The sequence below is a fragment of the Nocardia sp. NPDC003999 genome, assembly GCF_053604885.1.
Genome location: NZ_JBSGIB010000017.1, coordinates 1 through 18,573 on the forward strand (window position 1 = coordinate 1; position 18,573 = coordinate 18,573).

The 18,573-nt window shown below is 69.9% G+C and carries 16 protein-coding genes; 8 read left to right on the plus strand and 8 right to left on the minus strand.

Features of this window, described 5'->3' with window-relative positions:
- Together ACWESM_RS27150 and ACWESM_RS27155 are read right to left on the minus strand one after the other, a co-directional pair.
- Positions 1-1,532: condensation domain-containing protein (locus ACWESM_RS27150; protein WP_452494133.1), on the minus strand; the 1,532-nt coding region annotated here is incomplete at its 3' end.
- 419 nt (positions 1,533-1,951) lie between these two features.
- Positions 1,952-2,605 (minus strand): TVP38/TMEM64 family protein, encoded by a 654-nt coding sequence (locus ACWESM_RS27155; RefSeq protein WP_452494135.1) that lies wholly within the window; start codon positions 2,603-2,605, stop codon positions 1,952-1,954.
- Between the two features lie 181 nt (positions 2,606-2,786).
- Here ACWESM_RS27155 and ACWESM_RS27160 point away from each other — a divergent pair, with 181 nt between their 5' ends.
- From ACWESM_RS27160 to meaB, 3 genes are read left to right on the plus strand one after another with little or no spacing between them, the layout of a single operon-like run.
- Positions 2,787-4,643 carry a methylmalonyl-CoA mutase family protein gene (locus ACWESM_RS27160; protein WP_452494137.1) on the plus strand — a complete coding sequence of 619 codons (1,857 nt, stop codon included), beginning with the start codon at positions 2,787-2,789 and terminating at the stop codon, positions 4,641-4,643.
- Positions 4,643-6,922 carry a methylmalonyl-CoA mutase gene (gene scpA / locus ACWESM_RS27165; protein WP_356969700.1) on the plus strand — a complete coding sequence of 760 codons (2,280 nt, stop codon included), beginning with the start codon at positions 4,643-4,645 and terminating at the stop codon, positions 6,920-6,922. Before ACWESM_RS27160 ends, scpA begins: the two co-directional genes overlap by 1 nt.
- Positions 6,919-7,962, plus strand: coding sequence for a methylmalonyl Co-A mutase-associated GTPase MeaB (gene meaB / locus ACWESM_RS27170; RefSeq protein WP_364436211.1), 1,044 nt, complete (start codon positions 6,919-6,921; stop codon positions 7,960-7,962). Before scpA ends, meaB begins: the two co-directional genes overlap by 4 nt.
- Before the next feature lie 23 nt (positions 7,963-7,985).
- Here meaB and ACWESM_RS27175 read toward each other — a convergent pair whose 3' ends face one another.
- The 3 genes from ACWESM_RS27175 to ACWESM_RS27185 form a co-directional block, all read right to left on the minus strand.
- Positions 7,986-8,942, minus strand: a complete 957-nt coding sequence (locus tag ACWESM_RS27175) for an endonuclease/exonuclease/phosphatase family protein (RefSeq protein ID WP_452494138.1) — start codon at positions 8,940-8,942, stop codon at positions 7,986-7,988.
- Positions 8,943-9,137: 195 nt separating this feature from the next.
- The gene (locus ACWESM_RS27180) at positions 9,138-10,022 is read right to left on the minus strand and encodes an amidohydrolase family protein (protein ID WP_452494139.1); all 885 of its coding nucleotides are present in this window, start codon (positions 10,020-10,022) and stop codon (positions 9,138-9,140) included.
- Positions 10,019-11,071 (minus strand): nucleoside hydrolase, encoded by a 1,053-nt coding sequence (locus tag ACWESM_RS27185; protein ID WP_452494141.1) that lies wholly within the window; start codon positions 11,069-11,071, stop codon positions 10,019-10,021. Before ACWESM_RS27185 ends, ACWESM_RS27180 begins: the two co-directional genes overlap by 4 nt.
- A 118-nt stretch (positions 11,072-11,189) precedes the next feature.
- Here ACWESM_RS27185 and ACWESM_RS27190 point away from each other — a divergent pair, with 118 nt between their 5' ends.
- Positions 11,190-11,765, plus strand: a complete 576-nt coding sequence (locus ACWESM_RS27190; RefSeq protein ID WP_364436223.1) for a TetR/AcrR family transcriptional regulator — start codon at positions 11,190-11,192, stop codon at positions 11,763-11,765.
- 100 nt (positions 11,766-11,865) lie between these two features.
- Here ACWESM_RS27190 and ACWESM_RS27195 read toward each other — a convergent pair whose 3' ends face one another.
- Complete coding sequence (locus tag ACWESM_RS27195; protein ID WP_364436226.1) at positions 11,866-13,206, minus strand: CoA transferase; 1,341 nt, start codon at positions 13,204-13,206, stop codon at positions 11,866-11,868.
- Positions 13,207-13,771: 565 nt separating this feature from the next.
- On the opposite strand from ACWESM_RS27195, the gene ACWESM_RS27200 reads away from it, so the two are divergent.
- Both ACWESM_RS27200 and ACWESM_RS27205 read left to right on the plus strand, forming a co-directional pair.
- Positions 13,772-14,314 carry a hypothetical protein gene (locus ACWESM_RS27200; RefSeq protein ID WP_397280061.1) on the plus strand — a complete coding sequence of 181 codons (543 nt, stop codon included), beginning with the start codon at positions 13,772-13,774 and terminating at the stop codon, positions 14,312-14,314.
- Between the two features lie 56 nt (positions 14,315-14,370).
- Positions 14,371-15,240, plus strand: a complete 870-nt coding sequence (locus ACWESM_RS27205) for a serine hydrolase (protein WP_397280059.1) — start codon at positions 14,371-14,373, stop codon at positions 15,238-15,240.
- On the opposite strand, the gene ACWESM_RS27210 is transcribed toward ACWESM_RS27205, so the two are convergent.
- Entirely contained in the window at positions 15,225-16,175 is a 951-nt protein-coding gene (locus ACWESM_RS27210) for a LysR family transcriptional regulator (protein WP_397280057.1), read from the minus strand. The genes ACWESM_RS27205 and ACWESM_RS27210 overlap by 16 nt on opposite strands.
- Before the next feature lie 83 nt (positions 16,176-16,258).
- Between ACWESM_RS27210 and ACWESM_RS27215 the strand changes: the two genes are divergently transcribed.
- On the plus strand, positions 16,259-17,239 hold the full coding sequence (locus ACWESM_RS27215; protein ID WP_355078437.1) for an MBL fold metallo-hydrolase: 981 nt from the start codon (positions 16,259-16,261) through the stop codon (positions 17,237-17,239).
- A 134-nt stretch (positions 17,240-17,373) separates the two neighbouring features.
- A complete protein-coding gene (locus tag ACWESM_RS27220; RefSeq protein ID WP_364436240.1) occupies positions 17,374-18,132 on the plus strand; it encodes a thioesterase II family protein in 759 nt (252 codons plus the stop codon).
- Between the two features lie 14 nt (positions 18,133-18,146).
- On the opposite strand, the gene ACWESM_RS27225 is transcribed toward ACWESM_RS27220, so the two are convergent.
- Positions 18,147-18,536: a DUF2784 domain-containing protein gene (locus tag ACWESM_RS27225; RefSeq protein ID WP_355078435.1), complete on the minus strand. Its 390-nt coding sequence runs from the start codon at positions 18,534-18,536 to the stop codon at positions 18,147-18,149.
- Positions 18,537-18,573: the final 37 nt, after the last annotated feature.

An 18,573-nucleotide genomic window follows, 5' to 3' on the forward strand; every position in this document is an offset into this window, starting at 1 on the left:
GTGATGAGTTCGGTGTCGAGGGTGTAGGTGGTGGTGGCGCCGTGGTGGGAGGCCACTGCGGGGCGGGGGCGATCCACCGGCAACGACAACTCCTCCGGAAGGTCCGCGAGCGCGTCGCGCCAGAACGCGAGGTCGTCGCGGCGGCTTCGGATCCGGGCCGCTTCGCGCGCGCTGCCGGGGTGGATCCGCGCGAGGTCGGTGGCCGGCGTGGCGGCGGCGAACTCGTCGAGGAACTCCACGAACTTGCTGTGGTGGGCGGACAGTTCGGGGCCGGTGTAGCGGTCGGGATTGGCCAGGAAGTGCAGGATCGTCCGCGGCGGTTCTCCGGTCTGATACAGGTTGACCAGGAGATCCTCGACCGGCCCGGAGCTGAGGATGTGGAAGTCCCCGGTCAACTCGCCGAAGCGGATCTTCTGGGGGAAGAACATGACGTTCACCATCGGGCCCGCGAACCGCCGCTGCCCGCGCGATCCGGTGGCGGCGCGAATATCGGCGAGGCCGCACCGCTGGTGGCGCAACGCTCCGACCAAGTCGGATTGGACCCGCCGTACCAGCGTCGCGACCGTGTCTTCCGCGCCGAGTGCGAGCGGAAGCGGCGCGAGGTTGACGAACACCCCGCCGGACCGGCGCAGGACGGCCGTGGTTCGGCCGGAGACGGGAACATCGACGAGGACCTCGTCCCGGCCGGTCATCCGGGCGAGATAGCAACCGAACGCGGCGATCACCACCGCGGCCGGGCTCGCGTCGAGCGCTTTCGCGGCGTCCGCGATCCGCACCACCAGCGCCGTCGGCAGTTCGGCCATCGCGACCACGCTGTCCGCACGCGGCGGCGCGTAGCGGGTCGCCAGACTGGATTCGTCATCGGCGACATCGGCGAGCTTGTCCACCCAATATGCCTGGTCGTCTGTGAACCGCTTCGACTCCCGATACGTGCGGTCGGCCTCGTACAGTGTGCGAAGGTCCGCCGCCCGGTTCGGTTCCGGCGGCCGTTCCTCCACGGCGGCCGTGTACAACTCCGCGAGCCGGTTCAACATCGTCATCGCGGCGTAGCCGTCCACCGCGACGTGGTGAGCTCTGTTGTACAACAGGTAATGCCGATCGCCGACCTGCAGAAGCGCCCCCGCCCACAACCGGTCCCGAGCCATATCCAGCGGTGCGGTGTATTCGTCGTGCATCCACTTCAACGCCGCCGCCATGGGATCCGGTTCGGCACGCGTATCGATTACCGGCCCCGTCGAAGCCAGTGACGGGTCGAACAGTTGATGCGGGGTGCCGTCCACCTCGACCAGCCGAAAATACCCTGACTGGAACTCGTGACCCGCGCGAATTATCAGCGAACGCAGAAGCTCACGATCGAGCTCGCCGTGGAACTCGACGTATTGGGCCTCGCATATCGGGACGTCCGGACTCAAGCGTTGCGCCAGCCACAGCCCCCGCTGTCCGGCTGACAGCGGTACAGGCTCTGGTGGCGACACGTCCGGTGCGGTGTTCGATCCAAGGTCGGAGTCGAACTGCGGTCGCTGAACGGTCATCACCTTGCCTCCAGACCCGACCGGAAATCAGTTTAAGCCGACCGGTTCGTTCGCGTACACCTAAACCACGATGCAGAGCGGCAAATAGTTGCCGACTTTACGAAATTGATAAGGGCCGGTGCGCGGAACTGCCGCAGCAGAGGCTTATGTGACGCGGCAGCGACCGAACTGCACTGCGGCCTGATTCGTCCGATGGCGCCGTTGTAGTATCAATTACGGTGCCGCATGCGAACCGTGTCCTGGAGAGTGGCGGGCGCTCGGTCCCTTATTGCTGATTTGTCCTTGTTCTCGGCACCGATGAATTTCCCGCATTTCGCGTCCGGCTGCGCGGCGGCCGTGGTGGACGTGACCCCGGTTCCGGTGGAATCGGCCCCGATCGAGCGATGCTCAGTCGGCAGCCGCGATGGGTTCGGCGATGTCTACCGAAGCGGGACTGTCGTCTTCCATCGCGCGTCGACGACCAGACCGGCCAGTCCGACCGCGAGGCAGGCGCCGGACAGCGCGAGCATCGCCGGATGGGTGGTCCCGGTGAGCGCGTCGCCGAGGATGACGGTGCCGATCGTGCCGGGCAGTACACCCAGCACCGTGGCGAACAGATACGGCCAGAACCGGATCGAGGACAAGCCACAGCAGTAGTTGATCACCGAGAACGGTACGGCCGCGATGAGCCGCAGCGAGCCGACCGCCAGCCAGCCGCGGCGGGCGAGACGTTCATCGATGGCGCGCACCGCGGGATGGGTGAGCCGGGCGGCGACCTGATTGCGATCGAGCGCGCGGATGAGCACGATGGCCAGGGCCGCGCTGACGGTCGTCGCGCTCACCGCGAGCGTGATGCCCAGCAGCGGGCCGAACAGCAGTCCGGCGCTGACGGTGAATACGGTGCGCGGGATCGGCGCCACCGTCACCAGAGCGTGGACCAGGAAGAACAGCAGCGGGAAGACCGGGCCGACGGAAGTCGCCCAGTCCTGCACCTGGCGGGGCGACGGCAGCGGGACCAGCAGCGCCGCGCCGAACAGCGCGACCGCGCCGACGATCAGCGCGACGATACGCGGGTCACGGATCAGCCTCGTCACGGGCGACAGGTTACCGGTTGGTAGTGGCGGGCAGGGTCAACCGGCTGGGAATCCGCCCGCTAGCATCAGTGGAAGCGGGACGAATGCCCGTTAACCGAAGTAGTCGCTGAGCTGGGCGAATGTGAGGGTATCGGGCGCGCACTGGCGGTGCGCCCGTGGTGAGGAAGAGGAACAGCAAGCTATGCCGATTGCTTCAGATCCCGGGGCCGACCCGGTGCCCGAATACGGCGCATGGCGCAAGGGTGTTGCCGGGGTGCTGGCGAAGGCTCGCCGCGTCGATGTCAGCGAACTTCCCGAGGAGCCCGAGCGACTGCTCGACGAGACCACCTATGACGGGCTGACGGTCGCCCCGCTCTACACCCGGCGCGATGAGCTGCCGGAGCAGCCCCTGCCCGGAACGTTCCCCTTCGTTCGCGGCCGGGACGCCACTCGCGACGTGCACCGGGGTTGGTTCGTCAGCGCCCGGTTCGCCCAGCGCGACGCCGCGGTGGCGAACCGCGAGATCCTGGCCGCGCTGGAGAACGGGATCAGCGCGATCTGGCTCGGTGCGGGCGAGCGCGGCGTACCGGTGGCGGATCTGCCGACCGCCCTGACCGGCCTGCTCTTCGAACTCGCCCCGCTCACGCTGGACGCGGGCGGCGACGTCGCCGACGCGGCGGCGCAGGTGTTCACGGCGCTCGACGGCTACACCGCGCCGGCGCGCGATGGCATCCGGGTCTCGCTCGGCGCCGCGCCTCTGACCAGCCGCTTCGCCGGACCGGCCGACACCGGTCTCGCCGAGGCCGTCGCACTGGCCGGACAGGCGGCGCGACGACCGGAAACGGTGCGTGCGATCACCGTGGACGGCACCGTCTTCCACGACGCGGGCGCCTCCGACGCCCAGGAACTGGGCGCGGCGGTCGCCGCGGGCCTGGCCTACCTGCGGTCGCTGACGGAGAGCCTGGACATCGCCGACGCGCTGGGACAGCTGGAGTTCCGGTTCGCCGCCACCGACGATCAGTTCGCCACCATCGCGAAGTTCCGTGCCGCCAGGCGGCTGTGGGCGCGGGTCGCGCAGGTCTGCGGAGCACCGGATTTCGGCGGCGCGCCCCAGCACGCGGTCACCTCGGCCGCCATGATGAGTCAGCGCGACCCTTGGGTGAACATGCTGCGCACCACGCTCGCCGCGTTCGGCGCGGGCATCGGCGGCGCCGACACCGTGACCGTGCTGCCGTTCGACTCCGCCCTGCCGCCCGGCGAACTCGGCGTCTCGCAGGCGTTCGCCGATCGGATGGCCCGCAACACTCAGCTGCTGCTGCTCGAGGAATCGCACCTCGGCCACGTGCAGGATCCGGGTGCGGGCTCCTGGTACATCGAGGACCTCACCGCCGCGCTGGCGGCGAAGGCATGGGAGTTCCTCCAGGAGATCGAGGCGGCCGGAGGCTACCTCGCCGCGCTGGAGTCCGGGCTGCTCGCCGAGCGGGTCGCGGCTACCAAGGCCGCTCGCGACGAGGATGTCGCGCACCGCAAGACCGCCGTCACCGGCGTGAACGAATTCCCGAACCTCGCCGAGCAGCCGCTGTCCGAGGCGGCGCGGCAGACCGGCCGGGTCGCCCGCTACGGCGCCGCGTTCGAGCAGCTGCGCAACCGCTCCGACGCCTACCTCGCGGAGCACGGCGCGCGGCCGAAAGCGCTGCTGGTGCCGCTCGGCTCGGTGGCCGAGCACAACGTGCGGGTCACCTTCATCGCGAATCTGCTGGCTTCGGGCGGCATCGAGTCGATCAATCCGGGTCCGCTCGCGGTGGACGGAATCGCCGCGGCGGCCGCCGAAGCGGGGGCGCCGATCGCGGTGCTGTGTGGCTCGGATGCGCGCTACGGATCGGAAGCGGGTGAAGCGGTGCGGCAACTGCGCGCCGCGGGCGTGCCCACCGTGCTGCTGGCGGGTGCGGCGAAGGCCGTCGCCGACCTGGACGACGCGCAACGCCCGGACGGATTCCTCGCCGCGCGCATCGACGCCGTCGCCGCGCTGTCCGGCCTGCTGGAGAAGGTGGGAGCCTGATGACCACTCGTGAGATCAAGCACGTGATCGGTAGTTTCGCCGACGTGCCGCTGGCCGAGCGCGCGCCGGAGCCCGCCGCGGTCGACGCGGCGCAGGTGACGGAGTACGTGCGCGCGGCCGCGGCGGCCAACCAGTACGCCCCCGAACAGCTGGTGTGGTCGACCCCGGAAGGCATCGACGTGCCGCCGGTGTTCACCAAGGCCGACCGGGACGCGATCGCGGCCGCAGGATATCCGCTCGACAGCGTGCCCGGTGTCGCGCCGTTCGTGCGCGGTCCGTACCCCACGATGTACGTCAACCAGCCGTGGACCATCCGCCAGTACGCGGGTTTCTCCACCGCAGCGGACTCGAATGCCTTCTACCGGCGCAACCTGCAGGCGGGCCAGAAGGGTCTGTCGGTCGCGTTCGACCTGGCGACCCACCGCGGCTACGACTCCGATCATCCGCGGGTGCAAGGTGACGTCGGCATGGCGGGCGTCGCCATCGACTCGATCCTGGACATGCGCCAGCTGTTCGACCACATCCCGCTGGACCAGGTCAGCGTCTCGATGACGATGAACGGCGCGGTGCTGCCGATCCTGGCGCTGTACGTCGTGGCCGCCGAGGAACAGGGCGTCGCGCCGGAACAGCTGGCCGGAACCATTCAGAACGACATTCTGAAAGAGTTCATGGTCCGCAACACCTACATCTACCCGCCGAAGCCATCGATGCGGATCATCTCCGACATCTTCGCCTACACCAGCGCGAAGATGCCGAAGTTCAACTCGATCTCCATCTCCGGCTACCACATCCAGGAAGCGGGCGCGACCGCCGACCTGGAACTGGCCTACACCCTCGCCGACGGCGTCGAGTACATCCGGGCGGGCATCGACGCGGGCATGGAGGTCGACAAGTTCGCGCCGCGGCTGTCGTTCTTCTGGGCCATCGGCATGAACTTCTTCATGGAGGTCGCCAAGCTGCGCGCCGGGCGCCTGCTGTGGAGTGAGCTGGTCGCGAAGTTCAACCCGAAGAGCGCGAAATCGCTGTCGCTGCGCACCCATTCGCAGACCTCCGGCTGGTCGCTCACCGCGCAGGACGCCTACAACAACGTCGCGCGCACCTGCATCGAGGCGATGGCAGCCACCCAGGGCCACACCCAGTCGCTGCACACCAACGCGCTCGACGAGGCGCTGGCGCTGCCCACGGACTTCTCCGCCCGCATCGCCCGTAACACCCAGCTGCTGATCCAGCAGGAGTCCAACACCACCCGCCCGATCGACCCGTGGGGCGGCTCGTATTACGTCGAGTGGCTCACCCACCAGCTGGCCGACCGCGCCCGCGCGCATATCGCGGAGGTCGAGGCGCACGGCGGCATGGCGCAGGCGATCGGCGAGGGCATCCCGAAACTGCGCATCGAAGAAGCCGCCGCGCGCACCCAGGCGCGGATCGACACCGGCCAGCAGCCGGTGATCGGCGTCAACAAGTATCAGGTCGAAGAGGACCAGCAGGTCGAGGTCCTCAAGGTCGAGAACTCGCGGGTGCGCGCCGAGCAGATCGAGAAGCTGCGACGCCTGCGCGCCGAGCGCGACCCCGACGCGGTACGGCGGGCGCTGGCCGAATTGACCCGCGCCGCGGCCTCTTCCGAGGGCGGCATGGCGAACAACCTGCTCGCGCTGGCCATCGACGCCGCACGGGCCAAGGCCACCGTCGGCGAGATCTCCGATGCGCTGGAGCAGGTATACGGCCGCCACCAGGCGGAGATCCGTACCCTCTCCGGTGTGTACCGCGACGAGGCAGGGAAGGTCACCAACATCACCAAGGCGAGCGAGCTGGTCGAGGAATTCGCCGAGGCCGAGGGCCGCAGGCCGCGCATCCTCGTCGCGAAGATGGGGCAGGACGGCCACGACCGGGGACAGAAGGTGATCGCCACGGCCTTCGCCGACCTCGGCTTCGACGTCGACGTGGGCCCGCTGTTCCAGACCCCGGAAGAGGTGGCGCAGCAGGCGGCCGACAACGATGTGCACGTCGTCGGTGTGTCGTCGCTGGCGGCGGGCCACCTCACGCTGGTGCCCGCCCTGCGGCAGGCACTGGCCGATGTCGGACGCCCCGACATCATGGTCATCGTCGGCGGCGTCATCCCGCCCGGTGACTTCGAGGAGCTCTACCAGGCGGGCGCGGCGGCGATCTTCCCGCCCGGCACGGTGATCGCGGACGCGGCGATCGACTTGCTGAAGAAGCTCGGCGCCGAACTCGGTCACGAACTCGGCAGCGGCGCCGCGGATTCCGCCGCGACGGAATGAGCGAAGCGGGTTCCCCGGCGCGCGACACCCCGAAGGTGACCGCGCGCCGGGCGATCGACGTCGACGCCCTCGCCGCGGCGGTCCGCGCCGACGAGCGTGCCGCTCTGGCGCGGGCGATCACGCTGGTGGAATCCACCAGGGCCGATCACCGTGCGCTGGCGCAGCAGTTGCTGCTGAAAGTGACGCCGGAGGCGGGCGCGGGGGGCGCGCCGTCCAACCGCGTCGGCATCACCGGCGTTCCCGGCGTCGGCAAGTCGACCTTCATCGACGCGCTCGGCATGTATCTGATCGAGCGGGGGCACCGGGTCGCGGTGCTGGCGGTCGACCCGTCCTCGACCAGGACGGGCGGTTCCATCCTCGGCGACAAGACCAGGATGGCGCGGCTGTCGGTGCAGCGCGAGGCCTACATCCGGCCCTCGCCCACGGCGGGCACGCTCGGCGGCGTCGCCAAGGCGACACGCGAGACCATCGTGCTGCTCGAGGCGGCGGGATACGACGTGATCCTGGTGGAGACCGTCGGGGTGGGCCAGTCGGAGGTCACCGTCGCGAACATGGTCGACGTGTTCTGCTTCCTCACCCTGGCCAGGACCGGCGACCAGCTGCAAGGGATCAAGAAGGGTGTGCTCGAACTCGCCGACCTGGTCGCGGTGAACAAAGCCGACGGCAAACACGAGGTCGAGGCCAGAGCCGCCGCCCGGGAACTCGCGGGCGCGCTGCGGCTGATCCACCCGCACGACGCGCTGTGGCGGCCGCCGGTGCTGACCATGAGCGGTTTGGAAGGCATCGGCCTGGACCGGTTCTGGGACACGGTGCTCGAACATCGTCGTGTGCTCACCGACGCCGGGGAGTTCGCCGAGAAGCGCCGTCGCCAGCAAGTGGACTGGACCTGGACCATGGTGCACGACCAGCTGCTGCGCAGGCTCTCGGACAACCCGGACGTGAAAGCCATTCGGGCGCAAGTGGAGAAGCAGGTCCGCGACGGCACCCTCACCGCCGCGCTCGCCGCCGAGGAACTGCTGAACGCCTTCGACGGCCGCTGAGCCGCCGGGATCCGATCCAACGCCTACCGCGCGGTCAGCTGGATCCGCGCCACCAAGGCACGGTGGTCCGCGCCGGGGAGTCCCACGGTCTCGACCGCGACCGCGCTACCGCCGGCGACGAGGATGTGGTCGATACCGACCAGGGGCGGCCACCGCTTGTCGGTCGGATAGGTGACCAGATGTCCGGCGCCCGCCTGCTCGGCGGCGTCGGCGAAGCGGCCGGACAGCATCGCGCGGAACTGCCGGTGGTCGTAGGTCGCGTTGAAATCACCGCCGGTGAGCACCGGTCGATCCGCGGGTGATCGGTCGAGAATCACCCGCAGCCGGGACAATTCGTCGGCCCAGACCCGCGTGCCGTACACCGGCGGTACCGGATGGAAGGCGTACACCGCGACCGGGCCGACGCCTGGAACGTCGGCGGTCGCCGACAGCTGGTTCAGTACGAAGCCGTCGTACTCGACGGTTTCGGTCAGCGAGTAGCTGCTCCATATTCCCGTCCCGGTCGCTGTCCTTCCCGGTGAGACGAACCGGTACGGCAAGACCTGGTCCAGTCCCGCGCGGCCGAGTTCCTCGACTGCCGTCGGCGTGAGTTCGTTCACGGTGAGGACGGCGACGTTCCTCGCGCGTACCTCGTCGACCAGCGCCCGGGGATCGGCTCCGTCGAAAAGGAGATTGGCTTGCATCACCGTCAGGGTGTGCCCGTCCGCGTCGCCGGAACGGCCGACGTACAGCGGCGCTTGCGTCCACGCCGCGATGGCGACGACGACGATCGCGACCGCCGCACCGCTCCACTGCCGCATGGCGACGAACGCCACCGCCCCCAGCACGGCAGAACCCATCAGATACGGCGCACCCGAAGCCGCCAAGACCAGCATCCGCGACTGCGACCCACTGAAGTGCAGTGCGAGCCCCACGCACCCGGCCAGTGCGGCAAGCCAGGCCAGTAGCTGGACGACGACCACGATCGACTTCGAGATCACGTCCGATATTCGAACACACCGGCGACGCCGGGCATTCGACGGCAGCCGCCGCCGACCGCTGCTGCCGAGGCAGAGCGTGTTCTTCGGCCGTTCCAGACGCCGTAGGTGACGACCGCTGCGGGCAGGTGCGGTCGGGCTGGTGCCCGCACGGCCCAGCGGCTCACGGTCATGGCGACCCGAGCCGGTCGACACCGGTCATTCGAGGCCGAACAGCGCCGCCGCGTTGCGATAGCAGACCTGGCGTAACCAGTCGTCACCGAGATCCAGCCGTTCGAGCGCCTCGATCGAATGACCGTAGGAATGTGGGATGTTCGGGAAGTCGCTGCCGAACAGGATGCGGTCGGCGACGGCGCGCAGCCTACCGTGTTCGTGCACCGGAAACGGGGCGTCGGCCTCGGAGAAATCGGTCCACACCATGGTGGTGTCCAGCCGCACGTCCGCGTAGGCCTCGGCCAGGTCCAGGAATTCGGAGTACTCCGGCGTGCCCATGTGCGCGACGATCAGCCGCAGGCGCGGAAAGCGCCGCAGCACACCGGCGATCGGGTCCGGCCCGGTGTGCGTTCCGGGCGCGGGGCCGGAACCGCAATGGATGACGATCGGAACGCGCGCGTCCTCCAGCAGGCCCCACACCGGGTCCAGCAGCGGGTCGCCCGGGTGGTAGCCGCCGACTTGGACGTGCGCTTTGAAGACGCGGGCGCCACGTTCGACGGCCTCCCACACATAGCTCGCGGCCGGTGGTTCAGGAAAGAAGGTGGCGGTGTGCAGGCAATCGGGCGTGCGTGCCGCGAAGTCTGCGGTCCATTCGTTCAGCCACGCGGCCATGTCCGGCTTGTGGGGGTAGACGAGAGCGGTGAACGCGCGAACGCCGAAGTCGCGCAGCGTCTTCAAACGGACCTGCTCGTCGGCGCGGTAGGTGATCGGCCAGGCGCGGCCGGTCAACGGACCGGCCGAGTCGAAGTAGGCCCACACCTTCCGCAGCACCTGGTCGGGCATGAAATGCGTATGGACGTCGATGATTCCGGGCAGCCCGAGCCGGGTGCGGAAGGCGGCCAGGTAGGTCGTGTCGTCGGCGTCGGTCACCGGACCTCCTGTGTGGCGGGCGGATGCACCGTGCGCGCGAGGTCGCCGACCCGGGCGATCAGTCGCTCGAAGAACAGCTCCTGGTCGGTGCCGATCACGATGTCGGCGTTGGGTTCCCGGCCCCACATGCTCGTCCAGTCGGCGACCGTGGTCGCGCGGGTGATGGTTCCGGCCAGTTCCACGTCCACCGTCGCCGGGCGGGTACGGGCCAGCGCCGGGTCCAGCGCCACCGCGGCCGCGAACGGGTCGTGCATGTGGGCCAAGTAGCCCAGGTCGTAGCCGTGGTGGAAATCGAAGTAGAACCGCACCGCGTCGGTGACGTACCGGACGATCGGATTACTCGCCGCCGAGCGTGCCTCGGGCGGATCGGCGGGCGAGACGATTTCCACCGGATAACTCTTCGCGCGCTCGGCGAGGCGGGCCAGGTGCTCGGGCCGCATCTCGATGGTCTCGGTGATGTCGAGTGCGCACACGATCGGCCTGCGCTGCGCGGGGGCCGCGGCGAACGCGTCGAAGACCTCCTTGGCGGCCTCCGGATCGACGTGCACGTTCCACTCGTTGGTCGGCGTCGTGTTGCCCGGATGGTTGAACGCGCCGCCCATGATCACCAGGCGGTGCAGCAACAGCGGCAGCTCCGGTTCGATCCGCAAGGCGAGTGCGATATTGGTCAGCGGCCCGGTGCACAGGCCGACGATCTCCCCGGGATGCGCGCGCACCAGCTCGACCCACATCCGCGCGGCCGATCGCGGCGAGAGACGGCGAGCCGACCGGGGGAGTTCGGCGTACCCGATGCCCTGGGGTCCGTGCGTGTCCTCGGTGGTGCGCAGCGGGATCGCGAGTGGTTCGGCCGCGCCGAGCGCCACTTCGATGTCCGGCGCGTGGCAGACGTCCAGCCAGGCCAGATTGTTCGCCGCCACCTGCGCCGCCGGAACGTTGCCCGCGGTGGCGGCGATTCCGGTGATCTCGGCCTCGGGGGAGCCGAGCAGGTACAGCAGCGCGAGCGAGTCGTCGATGCCGGTGTCGACGTCCAGGATGATCCTCTGCCGCACGGGACGAGACTAGCGAGCCGGGGTGCCGGGGCGTCGCCGAGGTGGCCGATAGCTCGGTGATGGCAGGCGGTAGTACATACGTCTGGTACATATGTCTGAGACGTTGTAGCCTCGAGTCATGGGAAATCGCGAGGATCTGCTGGCGGGAGCACGGAAAGTCATCATCGAGCGGGGCGTCGCCAAGGCGACCGCCCGCGACATCGCCTCGGCGGCCGGTGTGAGCCTGGCGGCGATCGGCTACCACTTCGGCTCGAAAGACCAGCTGATCACCGAGGCCCTGGCCGACTCTCTGGGCACCGCGATCGGCGACAGCATGGAACAGAAGATCCGCGAGGGTAGTGGTGTGACGCCGCTGGCGGCGTTCGCCACGATGTGGAACGGCATGCCCGCGGTGTTCACCGAGAACCACGACAGCATGCTGGCGAGCATGGAGAACCTGGTCCGCGTCGCCCGCGCGCCGGAGTCGCGGAAGTTCTTCGCGCAGAGCCTGCCCGGGGCCTACCGGGAGATGGCGGACGCGCTGCGGGAGGCGCACCCGCAGCTGAGCGAAGACCAGGCCGAGGCGATCGGCGAACTGTATTTCGTACTCGTCCAGGGCCTCGGCGTACTGCAAACCATCGCTCCGGACGCGAACCTCCCCGACGGCGACCGCCTGGCGCAGGCGGTCGCCGCACTGGCCGGGGTCGAGGATTAGTGCTCCTGGACAGCTCCGACGGGGATGGGGCGCAGGCGCGGTACCGCGAGCGCCACTGGTCGGCGCCGCGAAGGATTTCGCGGCGCCTCAGCGGGACGGATCAGTGGGTCGGCAGCGGCCAGGCGGGACGGTCCGCGCCGTAGGTGGGTGCGGGCCAGGCGTAGTCCGGGTATTCGGGGAGTACGGGGGGCGCGGTGACGACTTGTCCGTGCCGGACCACCTGCGCTGCGCTCGGCTCCGCGGCTGCCGGATGACGCGGTGTGCGGTCGGGGGCGCTGAGCAGCCAGGACGCGGTGCGGGCCAGAGCCACACGCACGTCCCGCCCGATGCCGTCGCCCGCGCGCGCGACCAAGGCGTCGATCACTCCGGCGGCGAGGAGGTAGCCCGAGGCGTGGTCGAGCGCCTGGGCGGGCAGCGCTCCTGGCACGGAGGGCGCGCCCTCCAGGATCGAGATGCCGGATGCGGCCTGCACGATGCTGTCGAAGCCCCGCCGCTCACCCCACGGCCCGGCTTCACCCCAGGCGGACACCCGCCCGTGGATCAGCCCTGGCCTGGCGGCGGCCCGCACCCCGGCGCGCTCCAGCGCGCCCGGCCGGTAGCCGGTGATCAGCACGTCGGCGGCGGCGATCAGATCATCGAGGCCACTGGTGCGCAGATCGACCAACGCCGAGCGCTTGCCCTGACAGGTGTCGGCGAATTGCCAGGGGATCTCGGGCAGTTGCGGCGGGTCGACCCGCAACACTTCGGCGCCGAGCAAAGCCAGCGCCCGCGTCGCGACCGGGCCCGCGATCACCCTGGTCAGATCGAGCACACGCAATCCCCGCAGCGGCTGCAAAGGTGCGGCGCCCGTAGGCAATCCGGCTTCCCCACGGTCGGCGCGCCGGTCGATCGCGACCAAGGGGCCCGCCGCCGCGGCCTGTCCTTCCGGGCTGGCGGTCCACTCCTCCTCGGTACGGACGCGGACCGCGATAGCGCCCTGCGCGGAGGCCTGTTCCTCCAGATCCGAGGCGCGGATCATCGCAATTCGGGCGACGGCGAGATCGACCGGCACGGAGTCGGGCAAGCCGAGTGTGGCGAGCAGTCGCGCCCGGTGATGCGGATAGTTGGCGTGCGTGCGAACCCATCCGTCGAAGGTGGGGAAGAAGCCGGAGAGGTCGGCGAACTGCGTCGGCAGTTGGCCGCCGATGCGTAGGAGACGCTCGCTGGAGAAGGCCGCGGTGATGCGGGCCGGGTCGATGCGATGCGCCACCGGGGCCAGACCGCGGGCCGCTCGCATGCGGTTCGCCGCGGCGGTCAGCGCCGCCACCGAACCGGCGGCGAGTGCCCAGACCGGTAGTGTCGCGGCGAGATTGCTACCCGGATCGGGCGCGGGGGAGATGGGCGAGGCGGTGACACCGATACCGGCCTCGTAGTCCTGGACGAGCCGTGCGTGCGTGTTCACTCGCTTCAGCGTAGTTGGCGGTACGGCGAACTCGGGTGCGGTGGTCGTCACAGCCGCGCCGGATGCGGTCCGCGGCTTCCGCACCGCACCGTCGTTCCGTGGCGTCACCTGCGCCGATTCGGTCCGGCGACCAGTGCGACCCGCATGCGGGCGCGCCGCGCCTCGATGCGGCGGGGTGGTCGACGAACGGATGGCGCGCCCGTCCAAGTGGGACCCATGGACAGGCCCGAACGGCGACCGCAGGATCGCACAAGGGCGACGCCGGGATAGCGGATGAAATGCTGACGAGCTCGAGGCCCCGGCGTCTCGGACGGTGGTGGATGCGTGCCGTGGCAGCACCATGCCACACCAAAGAGACTGTCCGAGCGCACTTCTCGCCAGTGAAAATAGTGGGGGGCGCGAAGACCGGACGTATCGGCCAGCATGTCCACATGCTGCACCGCAGCAGCCGGCGCGGTGACGTCGCGCCGATCCGATGACCTGTCCGTCGCGTGCGGGCAGAGGGGCAGAGCATGGCCGGCGCACCGAACTGCCACGCGTCGGCCATAGGTGAGGTCGATCGACGATGACGAACGTCTACGCCGGAAGCGCGGAATACACGGTGCCGACGATCAGAAAGAAGCCGAATTCACCCGCGCGAGAACGCGTGCCGGTCTTCGGCATCGACCTGCGGCCGCGCGCGGCTCTGCTCCCGGACCGGGTCCGCTCCGCGCCGATCGCACTCGACTACGAGCTGATGGCCGTGCAGGACGCGCAGAACGCGGGGTACCTCCGGGAGATCCAGGACCTCGCCGCCGAGCGCGCGGCACTCGGCACCGCCGGTCACGACCAGGCGACGCGATTGCGCGTGGAGCAGCTCGAGGCGGGGCTCGCGGCGGCGATGACGGACGCGGCGGCGGCGGGAGTCGCCGCGGGCGACGTCGATCGTGCGGTGGAGTACGGCCGCGCCGGCGCCTACTGGGCCGACCGCCCCGCGCACCGCTACCTCGGCCGGATCGCTCAGTTGACCGACGAGATGAGTTCTCGTCTCACGGAATTGGCCGACTATCGGCAGCGGATCGCCGAACTCGAACAGCGAATCGCGCGGACGAGCCCCGGCGGGGCCTGAGCCGTCCGGTACGCCCCGGTGCCGTACCCGCTCCCGCCGACGGGGATGCTGCATCGGTGCAGGAGATCTTTCGGACTGTCGGCGTCGAGGGGTGGTTGCATGCCCGGTGCGTCGATTGCGGCGCCGAGGCGGGCCTCCGGGCGGACGAACCGGTGGTGCTCGCCTCGGTGGTGAAGGTGCCGCTGGTCCTGGAGTTCGCCAGGCAAGTAGCGGCGGGACAGTTGGACCCCGCCGACCGAGTGCGGGCGCGGGCGGCGGATCGGCTCGGCGGCGTCGGCACCGCGGGCTGCGCCGACGACGTCGAGTTCAGCCTGCGCGACGCGGCGTACTTCGCGCTCACCGTCAGCGACAACACCGCGGCGGACCTGCTGTTCGACCGGGTGGGGCTGGACAACGTGCGCTCGCTGCTGCGCGAACTGGGCCTCGCCGCCACCCGTGTGGTGGGTTCGCCGCGCACCGTGGTGCAGTCCATGGCCGAGGACATCGGCGCCGCCGACGCGGTCGAGTTCGCCCGCCGGTTTCCCGCGCTCGACGCCGAGCAGGTGCTGCGCACCCGCGCGCTGGACCCGCTGCGCACCACCGCGAGCACCCCGCGGGAGATGGCGCGGCTGCTCAGCATGATCGCCCGGGACGAGGCGGGCGCACCGGAGGCGTGCCGGTGGGTGCGTGATCTGATGCGCCAGCAGGTGAACTGGTACCGGCTCGCCGCCGCCTTTCCGCCGGACGTGCAGGTCTGGGCCAAGACGGGGACGCTGCCCGGGGTGCGCAACGAGGTCGGCGTCGTCGAATTTCCTGATGGAAAGCGTTATGCCGTAGCGGTTTTCACTCGAGCGGCGACCTTGGCGCAGCGGCTGCCGGAGGTGGATCGCGCCATCGGCGCAGCCGCCGTCGAGGCGATCGGCCGGATCGTTCACGGCGGGCCGTAGACGACGTTCCATGGCCGTTGCGGCGGGTCCGCGACCGGACTCGGCCGTGACGCGCCGTCGCCTTGCAGCACCGCGACGACCAGTTCGGCCAGCTCGCCCACCAGTGGATGCGCCACGCCCACCGGCCAGGCCAGCGACAACCGATGACTCAGCGTGCCCTCGGGCAGTGGCCGCCAGACCACGCGGGGTTCCTTCTGCGCCACCATCCCCTGGTCGAAGGCCACGCCCCGCCCCGAGAGCACCATGCCCAGGACGAATTCGGGATTGCGCGCGTGCTGCACCGAGGCCGGGCGGAAGCCGTGCTCCCAGCAGCGGCGCAGCGTGGCGTCGTAGAGTCCGGGCGCGGCCGCGCGCGGGAAGATCACCAGGCCGTGCCCGGCGAGGTCGGCCAGTTCCAGCGCCGACCGCGCGGCCAGCGGCGAATCGCGGGGCAGCACCACGCCGAGCGGTGTCTCCACCACCGGGCCGAGTTCCAGGCCGACCACGTCGACCGGGTGTTGCAGGACCCCGGCGTCCAATTGACGGTCGGCGAGCAGCCGGACCTGCTCGGCGGTGGTCAGTTCCTGCAGATCCACCCGGAGGTCTCTGGCCTCGAACGCGGTGAGCAGCGCGGCGAGCACCCGCCCGGCCAGTTCGGGCGGCACTCCGATCCGCACGGCGTCCATCTCGCCCCGATGCGCCTTCCCGACCAGCGTTCTCGTCCGCTCCCAGCGCGCGAGCAGGTCTCGCGACTCGGCGAGCAGAATCTGCCCGGCCTCGGTGAGTTCGACGCGGCGGCTGTCGCGCTCGAACAGACGCGCGCCGAGGTCGGCCTCCAGGCGGCGGATGCGCTGGCTCAGCGGCGGCTGGGCGATGCCGAGCCGCTCGGCGGCCCGCCCGAAATGCAATTCCTCGGCGACGGCGACAAAATACCGGAGCTGGCGCAGCTGGTCCACGCTGCGACGATATCTCTTCCGATATCACCGAGCGTCGACACCGGTCTTGGACACGGCCGCAGGGCATGTGGTGTGGTGCCCGCATGACAGGTTTCGGACGGCGTGAATTTCTCGGCGCGACGGCGGGCGCGGCCGCGCTGGCAGGGTTAGTCGCTTGCGCTACAACGGATTCCGCCGACAATGGTGCGGCGACTTCGGTTCCCGGGGGCGGATCGCCCGGCGGGGTGACGCTGCGGTGGTGGGGCAACAACAGCTGGGAGATCCGCCTGCCGGGGGGCAAGGTCGTGCTCATCGACCCCTGGCTGACCAGGTTCCATACCGGAACCTACACCGCCGAGGGCGCGGATCCGCAGACCCCGATCACCGTGGACACCGCGCTGATCGACCACTACGTCGACAGCGGTGAATTGCGCGCCGATCACATCCTGGTCACCCACGGCCACTACGACCACCTCACCGACGTGCCGTATCTGGCGAAGAAGACCGGAGCGACGGTGCTCGGCACCGAGACGCACCTGAACCTCATGGCCGCGCTCGGCGCCCCGGAGCAACAGCTCGCCTTGGCGACAGGCGGCGAGTTCCTCCGTTTCGACGGATACACCATCCGGGTGCTGCGTTCGCTGCACTCCGCATCCGGGGCGCGCGCCACGGTGGCTTTCGCGGGTACCCGTCCAGGCCTGGGCGCGGGAGAACTACCGCAGCCCAGAGTGATTCGTGATCTGGTCGAGGGCGGCACACTCGCCTACGAGGTGAGCGGCGGCGGCGTGAGCGTGCTGAACTTCGGCGGCTCGAACTACATCGAGTCGGAACTGGCGGGCTTGCGCCCGGACGTGCTGCTGCTGCCCGCCGGAGGCGGGAAGATTCAGGACTACGTCGGGCGCCTGCTGCGCGCCACCGGCAATCCGCGCTACGTGCTGCCCACCCACTGGGACGACTTCGACCATCCACTCACCGAACCCGCTCGCGACTGGGGCGGTCTGGAGCCGCTACGAGCGGCGGTGCGTGCGGCGAGCCCGCAGAGCACTTTCGTCACCGTGGACCATCTACAGACCTTCACGCCGTGACCGGCCTGGATCTCGCCGGGGCCGATCGGGCCGGGTGCCACAGCACAAGCGTCACCCGATGCGGCGGCCGTGGCGACTACCGTGGTCTGGTCCGGCCGCGCGCCGGGACATGCGACGGAGAAGGGAGATCGAACATGGCAGGCGGTATCACCGACTCGGAGTGGTTGCGGACGCTGCGATCCGAGGCGGTCGTGCGGCATCACCTGCTGTGCTTCCCGCCGGGCGGAGGCTCGGCCACGGCATACCGAGATCTCGCACAGCGGTTCGGGCCGGGTGTCGCGGTGTCCGCGGTCCAGTATCCCGGGCGGCAGGACCGGTTGGGCGACGACCTGATCACCGACCTGGCCGCACTGGCGGACCGGATCGCGCGAGAAGTGCTCGCGCAGGGCGAGATCGCGTCGCTGTCCTTGTTCGGCCACAGCATGGGCGCGACTGTGGCGTTCGAGACCGCGCGCAGGCTCGAGCGCGCCGGGCAGCCGCTGGCCGCCCTGTTCGTCTCCGGCCGTCCCGCACCGACATTCGAGGAGACGCAGCGGCTGCACCTGGCCTCCGACGACGCGCTCATCGATGAGCTGGTACGGCTGGCCTCGGATCCCGCTCCGCTGGAGATGCTGCGCGCCGAGCCGGGCCTCGCCGAACTCGTGCTGCCCGCCGTGCGCGCGGATTATCGAGCGGTCGAGACCTATCGTCATCAGCCGGGAGAACCGTTGCGCGTCGACATCGCGGCGCTGGTCAGCACCGAGGACCCGACGATGCGACCCGAACAGGCCGACGAGTGGCGAGCGCACACCAGGGGCGGATTCGATCGCGCGACGTTCCCCGGCGGGCATTTCTACCTGGACGAGCACGGCGCGCAGGTCGCGAGCTTCGTGGAGCGCCACCTCGGCGCCTGAGCACGGCCGCCTCGTCAGTGCGGTGCGTGCACACGGGTGGCCGGGGTGGCCCGCCTGCGCAGCGCCCACCCATAGCCGATCCAGGACGCCACCACCAGCGCGGCCACGACTGCCCGCACCAACCCGAGTGCGCTTTCGGGGTAGATCACGCCGGTGATGTAGTGATCGATGAACCCGCTCGACGGCAGCCGCTGCTCCCCGGCACGCTCGCGCGCCCAGTTCTCCAGATACGTGAGCGGGCAGTCGATGCCGAACACGATCGTGCTGAATCCCCAGCAGACCGCGAGCACATGCAGCCAGATCGTGCGCCCGAAGCGCCACGCGAGGAACCCGCCGACCACCACGTAGGCCACGAACGCGAAATGCGTGACGGCGGTGGCGTCGGCCAACAGCCGGTACAGCACGCCTCCAGCGTAACCTTCCCTCGCGCGGCGGGACCCG

Bases quoted from the DNA above. Each gene is read 5' to 3' on its own strand.
- ACWESM_RS27215 (WP_355078437.1), top strand. From the start codon at position 16,259: ATGACAGGTTTCGGACGGCGTGAATTTCTCGGCGCGACGGCGGGCGCG.
- ACWESM_RS27160 (WP_452494137.1), top strand. From the start codon at position 2,787: ATGCCGATTGCTTCAGATCCCGGGGCCGACCCGGTGCCCGAATACGGC.
- scpA (WP_356969700.1), top strand. From the start codon at position 4,643: ATGACCACTCGTGAGATCAAGCACGTGATCGGTAGTTTCGCCGACGTG.
- meaB (WP_364436211.1), top strand. From the start codon at position 6,919: ATGAGCGAAGCGGGTTCCCCGGCGCGCGACACCCCGAAGGTGACCGCG.
- ACWESM_RS27220 (WP_364436240.1), top strand. From the start codon at position 17,374: ATGGCAGGCGGTATCACCGACTCGGAGTGGTTGCGGACGCTGCGATCC.
- ACWESM_RS27190 (WP_364436223.1), top strand. From the start codon at position 11,190: ATGGGAAATCGCGAGGATCTGCTGGCGGGAGCACGGAAAGTCATCATC.
- ACWESM_RS27200 (WP_397280061.1), top strand. From the start codon at position 13,772: ATGACGAACGTCTACGCCGGAAGCGCGGAATACACGGTGCCGACGATC.